The sequence below is a fragment of the Actinoplanes sp. NPDC051411 genome, from assembly GCF_040682075.1.
In the GTDB taxonomy this organism is placed as follows: Bacteria; Actinomycetota; Actinomycetes; order Mycobacteriales; family Micromonosporaceae; genus Actinoplanes.
In genome coordinates this window covers 1-17,730 of record NZ_JBFBAD010000030.1, presented here as the reverse complement: position 1 = coordinate 17,730, position 17,730 = coordinate 1, and the positions used below count along the sequence as shown (strand labels likewise).

Annotated in this window: 9 protein-coding genes; 6 read left to right on the top strand and 3 right to left on the bottom strand. The window is 69.2% G+C overall.

Annotated features, from left to right (window positions below):
* Positions 1 to 11: 11 nt before the first annotated feature.
* Positions 12 to 323 carry a pterin dehydratase gene (locus AB0M88_RS18385; protein WP_364103224.1) on the bottom strand — a complete coding sequence of 104 codons (312 nt, stop codon included), beginning with the start codon at positions 321 to 323 and terminating at the stop codon, positions 12 to 14.
* Between the two features lie 183 nt (positions 324 to 506).
* On the opposite strand from AB0M88_RS18385, the gene AB0M88_RS18380 reads away from it, so the two are divergent.
* Entirely contained in the window at positions 507 to 944 is a 438-nt protein-coding gene (locus AB0M88_RS18380; protein WP_364102984.1) for a (deoxy)nucleoside triphosphate pyrophosphohydrolase, read from the top strand.
* Here the strand turns inward: AB0M88_RS18380 and AB0M88_RS18375 are convergent.
* Together AB0M88_RS18375 and AB0M88_RS18370 are read right to left on the bottom strand one after the other, a co-directional pair.
* Complete coding sequence (locus AB0M88_RS18375) at positions 909 to 2,456, bottom strand: long-chain fatty acid--CoA ligase (protein ID WP_364102981.1); 1,548 nt, start codon at positions 2,454 to 2,456, stop codon at positions 909 to 911. The genes AB0M88_RS18380 and AB0M88_RS18375 overlap by 36 nt on opposite strands.
* Complete coding sequence (locus AB0M88_RS18370; RefSeq protein ID WP_364102978.1) at positions 2,453 to 3,625, bottom strand: acyl-CoA dehydrogenase family protein; 1,173 nt, start codon at positions 3,623 to 3,625, stop codon at positions 2,453 to 2,455. The genes AB0M88_RS18375 and AB0M88_RS18370 overlap by 4 nt, the downstream gene beginning before the upstream one ends.
* A gap of 71 nt (positions 3,626 to 3,696) precedes the next feature.
* Here AB0M88_RS18370 and AB0M88_RS18365 point away from each other — a divergent pair, with 71 nt between their 5' ends.
* The 5 genes from AB0M88_RS18365 to AB0M88_RS18345 all read left to right on the top strand — a co-directional run.
* Positions 3,697 to 4,332, top strand: a complete 636-nt coding sequence (locus tag AB0M88_RS18365) for a TetR/AcrR family transcriptional regulator C-terminal domain-containing protein (RefSeq protein ID WP_364103221.1) — start codon at positions 3,697 to 3,699, stop codon at positions 4,330 to 4,332.
* Positions 4,316 to 5,722, top strand: a complete 1,407-nt coding sequence (locus AB0M88_RS18360) for an aldehyde dehydrogenase family protein (protein ID WP_364102975.1) — start codon at positions 4,316 to 4,318, stop codon at positions 5,720 to 5,722. Before AB0M88_RS18365 ends, AB0M88_RS18360 begins: the two co-directional genes overlap by 17 nt.
* Positions 5,719 to 6,807 carry an alcohol dehydrogenase catalytic domain-containing protein gene (locus AB0M88_RS18355; RefSeq protein WP_364102972.1) on the top strand — a complete coding sequence of 363 codons (1,089 nt, stop codon included), beginning with the start codon at positions 5,719 to 5,721 and terminating at the stop codon, positions 6,805 to 6,807. Before AB0M88_RS18360 ends, AB0M88_RS18355 begins: the two co-directional genes overlap by 4 nt.
* Positions 6,808 to 6,923: 116 nt before the next feature.
* Positions 6,924 to 11,609, top strand: a complete 4,686-nt coding sequence (locus AB0M88_RS18350) for a LamG-like jellyroll fold domain-containing protein (protein WP_364102969.1) — start codon at positions 6,924 to 6,926, stop codon at positions 11,607 to 11,609.
* 42 nt (positions 11,610 to 11,651) lie between these two features.
* On the top strand, positions 11,652 to 17,730 hold a 6,079-nt coding region (locus tag AB0M88_RS18345; RefSeq protein ID WP_364102967.1), incomplete at its 3' end, for an RHS repeat-associated core domain-containing protein.

Here is a 17,730-nt window from a genome sequence, read left to right as displayed (position 1 = left end):
GCGATCTCGGACTATTGGATCCCCACGACGGTCCGGTAGAAGTCTTCGATTCGCGCCGCAAGGGTGACTTCACCGTCGGTAATGGCTTCGGCGTCTCGATCGCCGAGCAGGATCTGAGTGTGACCATCGAGGCGCCGGATGCTGGGCCGAATGTGCAGTGTGTCGGCCGCCACCTTGATCCGTTCGGTCAATGCGGCATGCTGACTGTCGTCGCACGCGAGTTCCCGCTTGAGCTGAACGCCGTCGCGCGTCCAGCCGCTCAGCAGAGCCAAGGCGTCGCTCAGATAGTCGGTCCCGTTCGTGCGCCGTCTTCTGGCCCGCATCGCCGCACCCCCCTCGGCGTCGTTGCCGGCTTGTGGCCAAACTGTCGCCGTGTCGTCATGGTCGGTCCTGACAGTCTTGTCTTCCGTGTCAAACATGTCCACGCCCACATATGCGTGTTTGCGTGACGATCGGGACGCCTCGGGCACGCTGAACGGTTAAGTTTTGTGGGAAGCTCTGATCTCATGCCGCAGGAACGCAGTGTTAAACAGCCGCGATCACCCAGGGTCATCGTGGCGGCTGTGATCATCACTGGTGGTCGCGTGCTGGCCTGCGAGCGCTCGTCGCCGCCCGAGGCCGCCGGCCGCTGGGAGTTCCCCGGGGGCAAGGTCGAAGCGGGCGAGAGCGACCAGCAGGCGCTGGCCCGCGAGTGCGTCGAGGAGCTGGGCGTACGCGTCGAGGTCGGCGACCGGGTCGGCCCCGACGTGCCGCTCGCCCACGGGCGCGCGGTGTTGCGCGTCTTCGCCGTACGCCTTCTCGGCGGCGACCAGCCGCGGGCGCTCGAGCACCGGTCCATGCGCTGGCTGGCCGCGGACGAGCTGGACAGTGTGCCCTGGCTGCCCGCGGACCAGCCGATCGTCGCCGAACTACCCGGCCTGCTCCTCGGAGAAGGTCTTTCGTAGCTCCCGCTTGAGCACCTTCATGCTCGGCCCGAGCGGCAGCGTCTCGACGAACCGGATCTGCCGCGGGTATTTGTGCCGGCCGAGCCGCTCCTTCGACCACTCGATGAGCTCGTCGGCCGTCACCCCGCCCGGATCGGGCACGATCACCGCGCAGATCTCCTCGCCGTGCACCGGGTCGGGCACGCCGATCACCGCCACCTGCAGCACCGACGGGTGGCGGGCCAGCGCCTCCTCGACCTCGCGCGGATAGACGTTGAAGCCGCCCCGGATGACCAGGTCCTTCTTGCGGTCGACGATGGTGATGAAGCCGTGCGCGTCCTTCGTGCCCAGGTCGCCCGTGCGGAACCAGCCGTCGACCAGTGCCTGCGCGCTCGCCTCCGGGTTGTTGAGGTAGCCCGCGAAGACGTTGTGCCCGCGGATCACGATCTCGCCGAGCTCGCCCGGCGCCATCAGCTCGATCCGGTCGTCGACCTCGGGCCGGGCCACCTCGACGTCGACGCCCCACACCGAGTGGCCGACCGTGCCGGCCCGGATGCCGTACGCGGGCTGGTTGGTGGTCGCGGTCGGCGAGGTCTCGGACAGGCCGTAGCCCTCGAAGATCTCGGCGTGGAACACCTCGTTGAACTTCTCCAGCACCGCCACCGGCAGCGCCGCCCCGCCCGAGACGCACAGTCGCAGCTCGGGCAGCCGGTCGGCCTTCGCCGCGGCGTCGAGCAGCGCGATGTACATGGTCGGGACGCCGTGGAAGACCTTGACGTTCTCCTTCACCATCAAGTCGATCGCGGCCTCGCCGGTGAACCGGGGGAGCAGCACCAGGGTGCCGCCGAGGCGGAAGGTGCCGTTCATGCCGACCGTCTGGCCGAAGATGTGGAACAGCGGCAGGCAGCCCATCACCACGTCGTCGTCGTGCATCTCGTGGATGTCGAAGACGTTGACCATCGTGTTCATCACCAGGTTGAGGTGGGTGAGCAGCGCGCCCTTGGGCTTGCCGGTCGTCCCGCTGGTATAGAAGACGACCGCGACGTCCTCGGCCTCCACGGTCTCGTAGGTGCGCAGCGGGGTGAGCGCGGCCGACACCTCTTCCAGGCGCGGGGGCGCCGACGGAAGGTCCGGGGGGAGCGGGCCGACCACGGCCACCGGCACCTGAGCCAGCCGCGCGGCCGCGGCACCGTTGGCCAACTGCGATGAGTGGGCGACGAGCAGCTTGGCACCGCTGTCGGTCAGCACGTACGCGATCTCGGCCGGCGTGAGCAGAAGATGCACCGGGACCACCGCGGCGCCGACCGCCAGGGCGGCGTAGTAGACGCGCGGGAAGTCGGCCAGGTTGGGGATCTGGACGGCGACCTTGTCGCCCTTGCCGATGCCGAGCTCACGCAGCCCGGCCGCGTAGGCGAGGGACTCGGCCCAGAGGTCGCGGTAGGTGATGCGGGCCGGGCCGTCGATCACGGCGATCTTGTCGGGGTAGCGGCGGGCGGACTCGGCGAGGACGGTCGCCAAGGAGAGAGTGGTCAATTGAGATGCCCTCCGATCTTGGTGTACCCGCGGAGCAGGTCACGGGCGATGATGAGCCGTTGCATCTCGTCGGTGCCCTCGTAGATGCGCATGAGCCGCACCTGCCGGTACCACCGCTCGATCGGAAGCTCCCGGGTGTAACCCATGCCGCCGTGGACCTGCATCACCCGGTCGACGACCCGGTTGACCATGCCCGCGCCGTAGAGCTTCGCCATTGACGAAGCATGCCGTGGATCCCAGCCCTGGTCCACCGTCCAGGCAGCGCGCAGGATCAGCCAGCGGGCCGCTTCCAGCTCCACCTCGGAGTCGGCGATCATCCACTGGATCGCCTGATTGGTGCCGATCTTCTTGCCGAACGTCTCGCGGGTGTTGGCGTGCTCGATCGCCATGCCGAGCGCGCGCTCGGCGATGCCCAGCGCGTTCGACGGGATCAGATAGCGGCCCTTGCCGATCCACTTCATGCCGAGCTCGAAGCCCTGGCCCAGCTCGCCGAGCATGTTGCGGGCCGGCACCCGGACGTCTTCGAAGATCAGCGACGCCGGGCCGCCCTCGCCCATGGTCTGGATGAACTCCGAGCGCCAGCCCATCGAGCGGTCGACCAGGAACGCGGTCGCGCCCCCTTCGCTGGCCTTGCGGGACGGGTCGGTCACCGCCACCACGATCACGAAGTCGGCGTCGTTGCCGTTGGTGATGAACGTCTTCTCCCCGTTGAGCACCCAGTCGTCGCCGTCCCGGACCGCGCGCAGCTTGATGTTGGCCGCGTCTGAACCGGCGCCCGGCTCGGTGATCGCGAAGCAGGAGACCCGCTCACCCTCGATGGTGGGGACCAGGAACTCCTTCTTCTGGTCCTCGTTCGCGTAGTAGAGGATGTTGTCGGCCTCGCCACCGAACTTGAACTGCACGAACGTGCGGCCGACCTCGGTCCAGACGAGCGACTGGAGGACGGCCGGGAGGTTCATCCCGCCGTACTCCTCGGGGGTCGAGAGGCCCCAGAAGCCGAACTTCTTCGCCTTGAGCTGCAGCTCGCGCAGCTCGCTGCGCTCCAGGCCGGGCTGGTGGCGACGCTCCCGCAGCAGGGCCTCCTGCTCCAGCGGCATGACGTCGCGGGTGATGAATTGACGGGCCGTATCGCGAATCGCACGCTCTTCGTCGCTGAGGGAGAAGTCCATGGGCTTAAACTAGCGGCGTAAGTTTTTACACGTCCAGTGCTTCTTTGTTCGGCATTTCTCAGGGAGTGGTGATGGCCCGGCCCCGGCAGACGCTGCTGACCAGGCAACGCATCGTCGATGCGGCCTCGGCGCTGGTCGATGCCGAGGGACTGGAAGCGCTGTCGATGCGCCGGCTCGCGACCGAGTTGGGTGTGCAGGGGCCGTCGCTCTACAACCACTTCGCCACCAAAGCCGACATTCTGGACGCGGTGGCCGATGCGCTGATCTCGCAGGTCTCCCTCAGCGCGTTCGATTCCGAGGACTGGGCATCGGCGCTGCGGTCGTGGGCGCGCGCCTACCACGCCGTGCTGGTCGCGCACCCCAACGTCGTACCCGTGCTGGCGCACGGCCCCGGCCGCCGGCCGGCCGCTCTGGCCATGGCCGACGTGGTCTATGGCGCTCTGATCGACGCCGGCTGGCCGCCCGCGCGGGCCACGCACATCGGTGCCCTGATGCGTTATCTGGTGACCGGGTCGGCGCTCGGTTCGTTCGCGCTCGGTTTCCACATCGATCCCGCGCTCTACGAGAGTTATCCACACCTGCAGGCGGCGCCCCGGCTGGCGGAGCATCATGTGGCGGTGGACGAGGGCGCGTTCGAGCTCGGCCTGGATTTGCTGATCAATGGCTTGCGGTTACAGAAGGGGCTTGTTGATGACGTTCGAGCGTGACCGGCTCTATGTCGGTGGTGAGTGGGTTCCGTCCTCGTCGCCTTCTTCCATCGAGGTGGAAAATCCGACGACGGAGGAGGTGCTCGGCCACGTTCCGGCCGGCACCGCCTCCGATGTGGACGGTGCGGTCGCGGCCGCTCGCGCCGCTTTCGACGGCTGGGCGGGCACGTCGATGGCCGCGCGCGGCGAAGTGCTCGACCGGCTGCATGCCGCGCTCGCCGCCCGGGCGGGCGACATCGCCCGCACGGTCGGGCTCGAGCTCGGCACGCCGCGCAAGGTCGCCGAGCGGGTCCAGGCCGGACTCCCGCTCACGGTCCTTCGGGGGTACGCGGATCTGGCCGCGCGACCGGTGCCCGAGGAGACCGTGGGCAACTCGCTGGTCGTCCACGAACCGGTCGGCGTCGTCGGCGCGATCACCCCGTGGAACTATCCGCTGCACCAGGTGGTGGCCAAGGTCGCGGCCGCCCTCGCCGCGGGCTGCACGGTCGTGCTCAAGCCGAGCGAGTTGACGCCCCTGGTGGCATACCTGTTGTTCGACGCCGCCGACGAGGCGGGCGTGCCGGCCGGCGTTCTCAACCTGGTCACCGGCACCGGCCCGGTCGTCGGAGCGGCCATCGCCGGTCACCCCGGCGTCGACATGGTGTCGTTCACCGGCTCGACCGCGACCGGCCGCGCGATCACCCACGCGGCGGCCGACCGCATCGCCAGGGTCGCGCTCGAGCTGGGCGGCAAGTCGGCCAACGTGATCCTCGACGACGCCGACGTGACCCGGGCGGTCAAGGTCGGGGTGGGCAACGCCTTCCTGAATTCCGGTCAGACCTGCACGGCCTGGACGCGGATGCTGGTCGCGCGGTCGCGCTACGACGAGGCTGTCTCCCTGGCCGCCAAGACCGCGGGCTCCTATTCGGTCGGCGACCCGTTCGACGACGGCACCCGCCTCGGGCCGCTCGTGTCGGCGGCGCAGAAGGCCCGGGTGCTCGGCTTCGTCGAGCGGGCTTCGGCCCGGCTGGTGGCCGGCGGTCTCGACGCGCCGCTGCCCTCGGCCGGCCACTTCGTCGCGCCGACCGTGTTCGCCGACGTCGACCCGGCCTCGGAGCTCGCCCAGGAGGAGATCTTCGGCCCGGTGCTGTCGATCATCCCGTTCGACTCCGACGACGACGCGGTCGCGATCGCCAACAACTCGCGGTACGGGCTGGCCGGCGGCGTGTGGGGCTCTCCCGATCGCGCGCTGGCGGTGGCCCGGCGGCTGCGGACCGGCGCGGTCGACGTCAACGGCGGCGCGTTCAACCCGTTCGCCCCGTTCGGCGGCTACAAGCAGTCCGGGATCGGGCGCGAGCTGGGTCAGTACGGTCTGGCCGAGTTCCAGCAGACGAAAGCGATTCAACGGTGAATCCTTACTTCCCGGGCGTCGTCGTCCGGTCGGCCGGCTCCGCTCCCGCGGTCGAGGAGCTCCGCCTGCCCGAGATCGGGCCGGGCCAGGTGCGCGTACGCGTGCGGGCGGCCGGCGTCTGCCACTCCGACCTGTCGATGGTCAACGGGACGCTGACCCCGCCCTACCCGCTGGTCCTGGGTCACGAGGCGGCCGGCGAGGTGGTCGAGGCGGGCGAACACGTCACACGGGTCTCCGTCGGTGATCACGTCGTGCTCAACTGGCAGCCGGCGTGCCGGGAGTGCTGGTTCTGCACCCACGGCCAGCCGTGGCTCTGCTCGACGTCGTCCGGGGTGGCCGCCCTGGAAAACGGCATCACAGTGGACGGTGACCCGGTGTTCGTGGGCCTGGGTCTGGGCGCGTTCGCCGAGCAGGTGGTCGCCCCGGCCAACGCGGTCGTGCCGGTCCCCGCGTCTCTCGACTTCGAGCGGGCCGCCCTGCTCGGCTGCGCGGTGCTCACCGGCGCCGGCGCGGTCCGCAACACGGCCGGCGTGCGGCCGGGCGAGACGGTGGTCGTGATCGGCCTCGGTGCCGTCGGCCTGTCGGTGGTCGCGGCGGCCCGGGCGGCCGGTGCCTCGGCGGTGATCGCGGTCGACGTGTCCACCGCCAAGAAGGCGCTGGCCGAGGCGGCCGGCGCGACCGACTTCCTGGTGTCGTCGGATTCGCTGTCCAAGGAGATCCGGGGCCGCACCGCCCGGTTGGGCGCCGACCACGCGTTCGAGTGCGTCGGCCGCTCGGCGACGATCCGGGCCGCGTGGCGGGCGACCCGCCGCGGCGGCCAGGTCACGGTGGTCGGCATGGGCGCCAACGACGACATGGTGTCGCTGAGCGCCCTCGACATCTTCTCGTCGGCGCGCACCCTGCGGTCGTCGGTCTACGGCTCGTCCGACCCGGATGTGGAGGTCCCGGCGCTGGCCGCGGACGTGCTGGCGGGCACGCTGTCGCTCGACCATCTGATCACCGACCGCATCACCCTGGCCGACGTTCCGGCCGCCTTCGACCGCATGTCCCGCGGCGAGGGCGCCCGCTCGGTAATCCTTTTATAGCGTCTCGCGGCTTTGTGCCCGCCTCGCGATTCCCGGTTCACATAGATGATATTGACTAGAGATCACCGTCTCTCTTAGGGTTCGGCTCAACACTCTGAGCCACGGGGGAGTCGGCAGTGTCGGTGCATCGGCGTGCGCGTTTTTTCCTGTCCCTGCTGACCGCGGCGCTGTTGCCGACCACATCGGCGGTGGTCCTCGCCGGCCCCTCGCCGGCTGTCGCGGCGCCCAAGGCCGCCAAGTGTCCAGCTACCGCGAACGACGAGAACGCGGCCGTTCGCGCCGCGGCCACCTGCCACGGCCGGGTTGAGGTGCTGGCCGACCGGGACGAGAAGACCCAGGTCTTCGCGAACGTGAACGGCTCGTTCACCGTGCAGTCGGCCGCGGTCGTCCAGCGGGTGCACGACACGGCCGGGCGCTGGGTCAAGCCCGACCCGACCCTGCACCGCGACGCCTCGGGCCGGATCGTGCCGGCCGCGACCTCGCTCCAGCTCTCGTTCTCGGGCGGTGGGGCCGCCGACGCCGCGACGATCGGCCAGGGCAAGTCGCGGCTCGGGCTGCGCTGGCCCAGTGCCCTGCCGGCGCCGAAGCTGTCCGGGGCCAACGCCACGTACACCGACGTTCTGCCCGGCGTCGACCTGGTGCTGACCGCGCAGACCGAGGGCTTCGCCGAGATGCTGGTGGTGAAGACCCCGAAAGCGGCGGCCGACCCGGCGCTCTCCGCGGTGCGTTTCACGACGACGGCCACCGGGCTGCGGCTGCGGCAGGACGCGGGCGGGGCGCTGACCGCGGTCGACAACTCGGGCGCGACGCTGTTCGGATCCGGCAACCCGGTCATGTGGGATTCCAGCAAGCCGGCCGGCGACGGGAGCGTCCACTCCTCGCGTCTGGCCGTGCCGGGCAAGGTCCGCCGCGCCATGCCGGTCCAGTTGGCCGGCAATGAGCTGGTGGTGCACCCCGACCTGACGATGCTGCGAAACAAGGCGACGAAGTTCCCGGTCTACATCGACCCGGCGCTCGGCAAGTCCGCCTGGACGATGATCAACAGCACCTTCCCCTCGCAGTCCTACTGGAGCTACGACAAGCAGGACTGCCCGTCGCCGTACAGCTCGATCCAGTGCGCGAAGGTCGGCTACACCAACTCGCCGCAGTCGATGATCTATCGGGCGTTGTTCGCGTTCGGCGTCTCCGGCCTGCTGCACAAGCACATCCAGGACGCCAAGCTGTCGATGGACACGGTGTACTCGTACAACAACACCGACCACGGCACGCAGGTGCGGGTCGCCGGCAACATCAGCTCGAGCACGACCTGGTCCAACAACGCGAGCACGTGGGGCGCGGTGGTCGCCACCGCCAACAGCCACGCGTACGACCGGGTCCGGCGGCGTACCGAGTGGGGCGTGACCGGTGCGGTGCAGAAGGCGGCGGCCGGGACCGCGAGCACGCTGACCCTGGGCCTGCGCGAGGTCAGCGAAACGGACATCACCAACTGGAAGAAGTTCGACGCGGGCACGGCGCTGCTCACCGTCACCTACAACTCGTACCCGAACGCCCCGGACGCGATGACCATCAACGGTCAGCCCTGCGTTCGGGGGGCTTCCCGGCCGTACATGCGCACGCTGACGCCGCCGCTGAAAGCGCGGCTCACCGACCCGGACGGAACCGTCCGGCTGCTCAAGGGCACCTTCTACTGGTGGAACAGCTCCGGCGGGGCGCGGACCGGCAGCCTGTCCGTCGCGCAGGGCTCGATCGTCTCCGGCCAGTACGCCAACGCGACCATCCCGTCCGGCAAACTCACCGACGGCGGCATCTACGTCGTGCAGGCGATCGCCAACGACGGAATCGACAGCGGGCAATATTCAGCCACTTGTGAATTCCAAGTCGATGTGACGGCGCCGGGCGCGCCGAGCGCGGTGACCTCGACCGACTATCCGAACGACGGCCAGTTCCACGGTGGCGTCGGAACCCCGGGCAACTTCGTGCTCAAGCCGCCGGCCACGGTGCCGGGCGACTTCTACGGCTACGCGTACAGCCTCGACCCGGCGGTCAGCCCGGCCGCCGCGACCCAGGTCGCCGCGACCGCGACCGACCACACCGCGACGATCTCGCTCAGCCCGGTCGCCGACCAGACCTACAACATGCACGTCTGGGCCCGGGACAAGGCCGGCAACTATTCGGCGGCCTACACGTACACGTTCAGCGTGCGGGCGGGCACTGGGCCGGACGCGCGGTGGACCTTCGACGGGGCGGACGGCACCGACGACAGCCAGCACGGCAACGCGCTGACCGTGAACGGCGGGACGTGGGCGGCCGGCCGGGGCAGCTACGGCAAGGCGTTCGTCGGCGACGGGACCTCGGCGTACGCGTCGACCACCGGGCCGATCGTGACCAAGGACCCGAGCACCGGCGCGGCGATCACGCTGCATTCCAACAAGAGCTTCACGGTCGCGGCGATCGTACGGCTGGACAGCGCGGCCGGCAGCGGCCAGCGCGTCATCGCGGCGCAGGACGGAACGCGCACCTCGCCGTTCCTCCTCAGCTACAGCGTCACCGACAAGAAGTGGCGGTTCGCGGTCGCGGCGACCGACGTCGACGCGCCGGCCACGGCCGCGGTGCTGTCCAACTCGACGGTCACCACCGGCGTGTGGACGAGGCTGTTCGCCACCTACGACGGCACGACCCACGCGCTGAAGCTGTACGTCAACGGCACTCTGCAGACCGCGACGGCCACGTCGACGACCTTCGACGCCGCTGGAGGCGTCACGGTCGGCCGCGGCCGGGCCGCCGGGGCGCCGACCGGGTTCTTCCCCGGCGCGATCGACGACGTACGCGTGTACGGCCGCGCGGTCGGTAGCGCCGAACACGAGTTCACCCTGGTCGGGCTGCCCAACCCGCCGATCGTGACGATGACCGGTGGCACCTCGTCCTACGTCGGGCGGTCGCTGCCGGCGGTGCTGAGTGCCGGTGGGGACACGGCGGTCACGAAGATCCAGTATCAGCTGGGCGTCTCCGGGACGGTGACCACGGTGACGCTCCCGGCCGCGGGCGGGCAGACCACGGTAAACCTGACCGGCACCGCGGTCGGCACCCCGGACCTGCTCGTCCAGGGCATCGACGCGGCCGGGAACAAGTCGCCGATCGCGTCGACGCCGCTGGAGTTCGACGAGGCGCCGGCCCTGACCGGCAAGGTGGTCGACGCGATCAGCGGGTCGCCGATCAGCGGGGCGACGGTGACGCTGTCGCCGGGCGACCTCACGCTGACCACCGGTTCGACGGGTGCGTACTCGTTCACCGGGATCACCGCGGGCACCTTCGACGTGACCGCCTCGTTCGGCGGGGTCGGCTGCGCCGGCCAGGTCGCCACCACCGAGGTCGACGTCGACCGGGCGGTAGTCATCGACCTCAACCTGGCGCCCGAGTCCGACGCGTTCGGCTATACCTGCACGACGGCCGCGAACACACCCTTTGTCTCCGGCACCACCGCGTTGTCCTTCACTGAGAACGCCGGCAGTGACGTGACCGGCCCGGTGAATCTGCCTTTCAGCATGACCTACTACGGTCAGACCTTCGACAAGGTCTGGATCTCCGACAACGGCTCGGTGTCGTTCGTCGATTCCGGGCCCTACGCCTGGTACTACTCGGCCAGCCTGCCCGACCGGTGGGACGTGCCGCTGGCCGGAATCCTGCCGCTCTTCGGAGGCTCCTATCCGGACAAGGCCGACGGCGGCGGTATCTACACGGGAACAGTCGGCAGCGGCGCGAGTCAGCGGTTCGTCGTCGAATGGCGGGTGGCCAAGGCGACCAAACGGCCGTACTTCAGCTACGAGGCGCTGCTGTCGCCCAACGGGGATATCACCTTCAACTACTCGGGCTTGACTGACGACGTCAGCAAGGGAAGCGCGAGCACGGTCGGCATCACCAGCCCGGGCGGCAACTATGCCCTGCAGTACTCGTTCGAGGAACCGAACCTGGTCTCCGGCACGGCGGTCACGTTCCACTATCCGGACCAGCCCAACGATCTCGGCGGCGGCCGGGTGGCCGGCACGGTCACCAAGGACGGCGTGCCCGCGGCCGATCAGGACGTGACCCTCGACAACCTGACCGCGACGACCGACGCCGACGGCCATTACCAGTTCAACTACGTCGAACCCGGTGTCTACGAGGCTGAAACACGCCACAACTGCGAGGGCTTCCGACAGGAAGTCGACATCGAGGGCGACACCGACCTGGACATACCCGTCGGCACTTTCGTGAACGGGTTCGGTTACACCTGCGATCTCGAGCAGGTTGACTGGATTCCCGGTGAAACCCTCCAGCCGTCCAACGGGACCGCCATCGACCTTCCGTTCCCGTTCCCGTTCTTCGGTGTGAATTACACCAATGGCACGATCGAACCCGGCAATCTGTACATTCGCCGGGACCCGGATTCCGTGCCCGGTGGTGACAACTTCTTCACCGGCGGAGACCTCGAGTTCTGGCCGGGAGCGAACTGGAAGGCAGATGACCAGTCGCAGTTGTTGACCGCCACGGTCGGCACCGCTCCGCATAGAGAGTTCGTGGTTGAGGCGCGCAACTACGCCTTTTCTGAGCGGCCCGACGTGCACTTGACCTGGGAGACGATTTACGACGAGGACGGCACCCTGAAGACGGTCTTCCTGACGCCCCCGGATCCAAGCGTGGTGCCGTATCCGATTGCCGTCTATTTCTACAACGTCGAGACCGGGATCGACTTCGACTATCACGAGGATGGCAGCGGCTTTCCTCGTGGGCTGTCGGTTGTCTACCGTCCGCCTGCCGCCTCCTGACGCTCATCCCCTCGTCGGCACCCTGATCCTCGGAGGTCATCGGTGAAGTCCCGCACGTCCCGCCGCCTTTCGGCGGGCCTCGCCCTCGCGCTGTCGGCCGCCCTCGTCGTCACGATGCAGGACCAGCCGGCCTGGGCGGCCAAGCCCAAGCCGTACACCCCGCCCGCCGCGGCGGCGCAGCCGAGCATTCCGGTGCGCAAGGTGGTGGCGAAGCCGGCCGCGGTCGCGAAACCACCCCAGGCGTCGGCCCTGCCGGCGCCGGTCTGGCCGGCCGCGAGCAGCACCGATGTGGCGCTGTCGGCGTCCGCGTCCGGCTCGCCGGTGAGCTTCCGGGCGTCGACCGCCAAGACGGCGCTCGCCGGAGCCGCGCGACCGTCCAAGATGCACGTCGACGTCCTGGATCAGGCGACGTCGGCCCGGGCCGACGTGCACGGCCTGCTCTTTCGCGTACGCCGGGGCGACAGCTCGACGACCGCGGCCCCGGTCGGGGTGAGCGTCGACTACAGCAAGTTCGCGACGGCGTTCGGCGCGGACTGGTCGACGCGGCTCCGGCTGACGCGGCTGCCCGAGTGTGCGCTGAGCACACCGCAGCAGGCCGGCTGCCGGGCCACCGACGTGCCGACGACCAACAACGTCGTCGCGAAGGAGGCCACCGCGAACCTTTCGGTCGGGGGCAGCCAGCTGTTCGCGCTCGCCGCGGCGCCCAGCGGACCGGCCGGCAGCTACGGCGCGACCTCGCTGAACGCGTCCGGCACGTGGTCGGCCGGCAGTTCGTCGGGCAACTTCTCCTACTCGTACCCGATGCGCGTGCCGCCCGCGATGGGCGGCCCGACGCCGACGGTCGAACTCGGCTACTCCTCGCAGTCGGTCGATGGTCTGATGGAGGCGTCGAACAACCAGCCGTCCGAGGTCGGTGAGGGCTTCGATCTGTCGACCAGCGGCTACATCGAGCGGCGGTACAAGACCTGCAGCGATGACACCGACGGCGGCAACAACTCGGGCGACGCCGACAAGAACTTCGACGACGAATGCTGGGCGACCGACAACGCCACGCTGAGCCTCAACGGCAGTGGCGGCGATCTGATCAAGGACGCCACGAACCCGAACCTCTGGCATCTGCGCAACGACGACGGCTCCCGGGTCGAACACAAGACCGGGGCCGACAACGGCGCCCAGGGCGGCGAGTGGTGGGTCGTCACCACGCCCAACGGCACCCAGTACTGGTTCGGCCGCAACAAGCTGCCCGGCTGGACCAGCGGCGACACGACCAACTCGACCTGGACCGTTCCGGTCTTCGGCAACAACCCGAACGAGCCCTGCCACGGCGACACGTTCGCCACCTCGTCGTGCACCCAGGCCTGGCGGTGGAACCTCGACTACGTCGTCGACCCGCACGGCAACACCATGTCGTACTGGTACAAGACCGACCCGAACAGCTACCAGTCCGGCACCGGCAAGGTGAAGTCGTACGTCCGGGCCGGCACTCTCGACCACGTCAGCTACGGCACCCGCGTGGAGCCCGACCTGGCGACCGGCAAGGACACCGTCTTCACCGGGCACGCCGCGGCGCGGGTCGACTTCGCGTACGGCGACCGGTGCAAGAGCGACTGCACCAACCACGACGCCACGCACTGGCCGGACACCCCGTGGGACCTGGCCTGCTCGAGTGACACCTCGTGCGACGCCCGGATGCCGTCCTTCTACAGCACCAAGCGGCTGACCACGATCACCACCAGCACGTACGAGGTGCTCACCGGCAAGTTCCGCAACGTCGAGCAGTGGACGCTCTCCCAGTCGTTCCCCAATCCGCAGGACGGCACCCGGGCCGGTCTCTGGCTCGACAAGGTCGGGCACTCCGGGCTGGTCGGGGCGGCCACCCCGCTGCCGGACGTCACGTTCACCGGGAAGCCGATGGCGAACCGGGTCGACGCGGTGGACAACGCGCCGCCGATGAACTGGCCGCGGGTCACCGACATCAACTCCGAGACCGGCGCGATCGTCCACATCGACTACCTGGACACCGACTGCGTCGCCGGCAAGAGCATGCCGTCGTCACCGGAGAACAACGACAAGCGCTGCTATCCGGTGAAGTGGGCCCCGCCCGGCTTCCCGAAGCAGACCGACTACTTCAACCGGTACGTGGTCAACGCGGTCACCGAGACCGACCGCACCGGCGGATCGACCCGGATCCTGCACCAGTACACGTATTACGGGACGCCGGCCTGGCACTACACCGACGACGACGGCCTGATCCAGGACGACGCCAAGACCTGGTCGCAGTGGCGTGGCTACGGCAAGGTCGGCGTGACCACCGGTGATCCGGGCGCCCAGACCTACACCGAGACCACCTTCTTCCGCGGCATGGACGGCGACCACCTGCCGACCGGCAAGCGGTCGGTCACGGTCACCGATTCCCAGCAGGGTTCCGTACGCGACGACGACGCGTTCTCCGGCATGACGCGCGAGACGCGTACCTTGCTCGGCGGTCCCAACGGCGCCGAGGTGTCGGGTGAGATCGACGACCCGTGGGAATCGGAACCGACCGCCAGCCGCACGATCGCCGGCGCCACGGTGTACGCCCGCTTCGTCGACACGCAGGGCACCCACTCGCGGGTCACCCTCGACCACGCCCCCTGGGTGCGGACCACCTCCACGAAGATGTCCTTCGACCAGTACGGCATGGTCACGAAGGAGGACGACTTCGGCGACGACGCGGTCACCGGTGACGAGCAGTGCACGGTGACCGACTACGAACCGCGGAACACCTCGGCCTGGCTGCTGACGATGCCGCAACGGGTCCGGACGTTCGCGATGACCTGCGGCGACGAGGCGACCAAGCCGGTCACCGAAGCCGATGTGATCGGTGACGCCGAGACGCTGTACGACGGCCACGCGTACGGGGTGGCACCGACCAAGGGCGACATCACCGAATCCGACCAGATGTCGGCCTACAACAACGGCAACCCGACCTTCGTCCCGGTGACCAAGACCGCGTACGACGTGCTCGGCCGCTCGGTCGAGTCGTGGGACGCGCTCAACCACCACTCGGCGACCGCTTACACGCCGGCCACCACGGGCCCGGTCACCCAGACCGTCGACACCAATCCGATGGGCTGGACCACCAGCACCGTGACCGAGCCGGCCTGGGGCCTGGCCACTTCGACGGTCGACGTCAACGGACTGCGCAGCACCCTGAAGTACGACGGGCTCGGCCGGCTCACCGGCGAGTGGTCTCCGGGGCGCGACCCGAACTCGGACGCGGCGGACGTCGCGTACAGCTATCTGATCCGCCCCGACGGCGTGAACGCGGTGACGACCACCCACCTCAACCCGAAAGGTGGCGTCACCAAGTCGTACGCGCTCTATGACGGCCTCCTGAGGCCGCGGCAGACGCAGACGGCGTCGCCGAAGGGCGGCCGGATTCTGACCGACACGTTCTATGACGCGGCCGGTCGCGAGGTGCTCGACTACGGCGCCTACTACGACAAGACCGGGCAGCCCGGCACCGAGCTGGTGCAGCCGCTCACCCAGCAGGACGTACCGAATCAGACCCGCATGGTCTACGACGGTGCCGGCCGGCCGATCTCCTCGATCTTCCAGCCCAAGGGCGTCGAGCGGTGGCGTACGACCACGGTCTACGGCGGCGACCACACCGACGTCGAGCCGCCGGCCGGCGCGACCGCGTCGTCGACCTGGACCGACGGTCGCGACCACACGGTCCAGGTGCGGCAGTACCCGACCCGGTCGGCGACCGGCACCGACTACGACCACACCGACTACGCCTACAACCGCAAGGGTCTGGTCGCCTCGGTCAGCACGCCTGACGGCAGCACCTGGACCTACGGCTACGACCTGCGCGGCCGCCAGACCAGCGCGAGCGACCCGGATGCGGGCACCAGCACCAGCAAGTACGACGTCGCCGGGCGGATGACCGGCAGCACGGACGGCAACGGCAACCAGCTGACCTATACGTACGACGCGCTGGACCGCAAGACCGGACTCTACAAGGGCGCCAGCGTCACGTCGGCCGGGCAGCTCGCGCAGTGGGACTACGACCAGTCGACCTTCGCCGACGGCAAGACCCCGGTGATCGGCCAGCTCTACAAGACCAGCCGGATCGACTCCAACCGCCGGTACGTCACCACCGTCGACCAGTACGACCAGGACTACCGGCCACTGCAGTCCTCCGTGACGATCCCGAGCGCCGAGACCGGCCTCGGCGGTACGTACACCTTCGCCACCGGCTACAACCCGGACGGGAGTGTCAGCGGGGTCAGCTACCCGGCGACCGGCAACCTGCTGTCCGAGGACGCGCTGTACGGCTATAACGACTACGACCAGCCGCTCGACCTGGCCGACCAGTACGGCACCGAGGCCGAGTCGAGCATCGTCTCGGACAGCCAGTACGACTCGCTCGCGCACGCGACCCAATACACGCTGTACACCGGGATGTTCAGCGACAAGGGGTCGCGGGCGTACCTGAACTACGACACCGACTCGACCACCGGCCGGCTCAACGAGATCAGCGTCCACCGCGACGGCGCCTCGCCGAACACGGTCAGCGACATGCACTACAAGTACGACGACGCGGGCAACGTCACCGAGATCGCCGACACCCCGACCGGCGGCGGCTACAGCGACATCCAGTGCTTCAACTACGACCGGTACCTGCGGTTGCAGGACGCGTGGACACCGACGGCCGACGACTGTGCCTCGACGCCGACGGCGGCCGTGCTGGGCGGGCCGGCGCCGTACTGGCAGAGCTACACCTACACCACGGGCGGGGCGCGAGCGTCGCTGGTCGACCACGCGACACCCAACGGCGACGTGACGACGAAGTACACGTACACCGACAGCACGCCGGCCGACGCGACGACCGGGCAGCCGCACGCCCTGCGGGGTACGACGGTCACCGACAACACGGGCACGCACAACGCGGCGTACACGTACGACAAGGGTGGCAACACCAAGACCCGGCCGGGCGCGAACGGCACCCAGACCCTGAACTGGGACGCCGAGGGCAACCTGGCCAGCGTCACCGACACCTCGGGCTCGGTCAGCTACCTGTACGACGCCGACGGCAACCGCCTGATCAGCCGTGACACCACCGGCAAGACCCTCTACCTGCCGAACGAGGAGTTGCGCTACACCAACAGCACGTCGGCTCTGAGCTGCACGCGCTACTACTCCTTCGGGGGCGGGACGGTCGCGCAGCGCACGTCCGCCGGGCTTACCTGGCTGGCCAGCGACCACCAGGGCACCCAGGACGTCTCGCTCGACGAGAAGACGCAGACCGCGACCATCCGGCGCCAGACTCCCTTCGGCACCCCGCGCGGCCCGGCGGTGACCTGGGCGAACGACAAGGGCTTCATCGGCGGGACGGCCGATCCGACCGGCCTCACCCATCTCGGCGCCCGCGAGTACGACCCCGGCCTCGGCCGCTTCATCTCGGTCGACCCGGTGCTGGACGCCAACGACCCGCAGTCGATGGAGGGCTACGCCTACTCGGACAACGACCCGATCGTGCACGCGGACCCGTCGGGCCAGATGTTCCCCAAGGGCGAAACCAGCGGCACCCCGGAGTCGGAGAACCCGTACACCCCGAACTCGACCAGCGTCCGCGACCCGGCCCAGACCGATGCGCCGTCGTCGCAGAAGAAGAGCTCGTGCCACCACTTCTGCGGCCTCAAGCACCACTTCACCCAGGCGGTCAACTGGGCCGACGAGCACAAGGCGGCGATCGCAGGCACGGTCGCCGGCATCGTCGTCGGCATCGGCTGCGAGGCGGCGCTCGGCGTGACCGGCGTGGGCGCGGTCGCTTGCGGCGCCATCGCGGGCGCCGCGGCGAACATGGTCCAGTACACGGTCGAGACGGAAGTCGAACACAAGGGCAACTTCAGTCTCGGCGGCCTGGTGGGCACCGGCATCGAAGGCGCCGTCGTCGGCGGAGTCATGGGCGGCCTCGGCTCGATCGGCGGCAAGGCGGTCAAGGCCGGCTTCTCGTCCTTGATGGAGGGTGCGGGCGCCAAGGCGGCGGCAGCAGCGGGAAGATCGGCGGCGAAGAAGGAAGCCGGCGCGATCGTCAGCGGCCTGTCCCGAGGCGCCTTCGGTAGGGGTGCGG

Coding starts and splice junctions, on each gene's coding strand:
- AB0M88_RS18385 (WP_364103224.1), bottom strand. CDS start 323: ATGCGGGCCAGAAGACGGCGCACGAACGGGACCGACTATCTGAGCGAC.
- AB0M88_RS18380 (WP_364102984.1), top strand. CDS start 507: ATGCCGCAGGAACGCAGTGTTAAACAGCCGCGATCACCCAGGGTCATC.
- AB0M88_RS18370 (WP_364102978.1), bottom strand. CDS start 3,625: ATGGACTTCTCCCTCAGCGACGAAGAGCGTGCGATTCGCGATACGGCC.
- AB0M88_RS18365 (WP_364103221.1), top strand. CDS start 3,697: ATGGCCCGGCCCCGGCAGACGCTGCTGACCAGGCAACGCATCGTCGAT.
- AB0M88_RS18360 (WP_364102975.1), top strand. CDS start 4,316: ATGACGTTCGAGCGTGACCGGCTCTATGTCGGTGGTGAGTGGGTTCCG.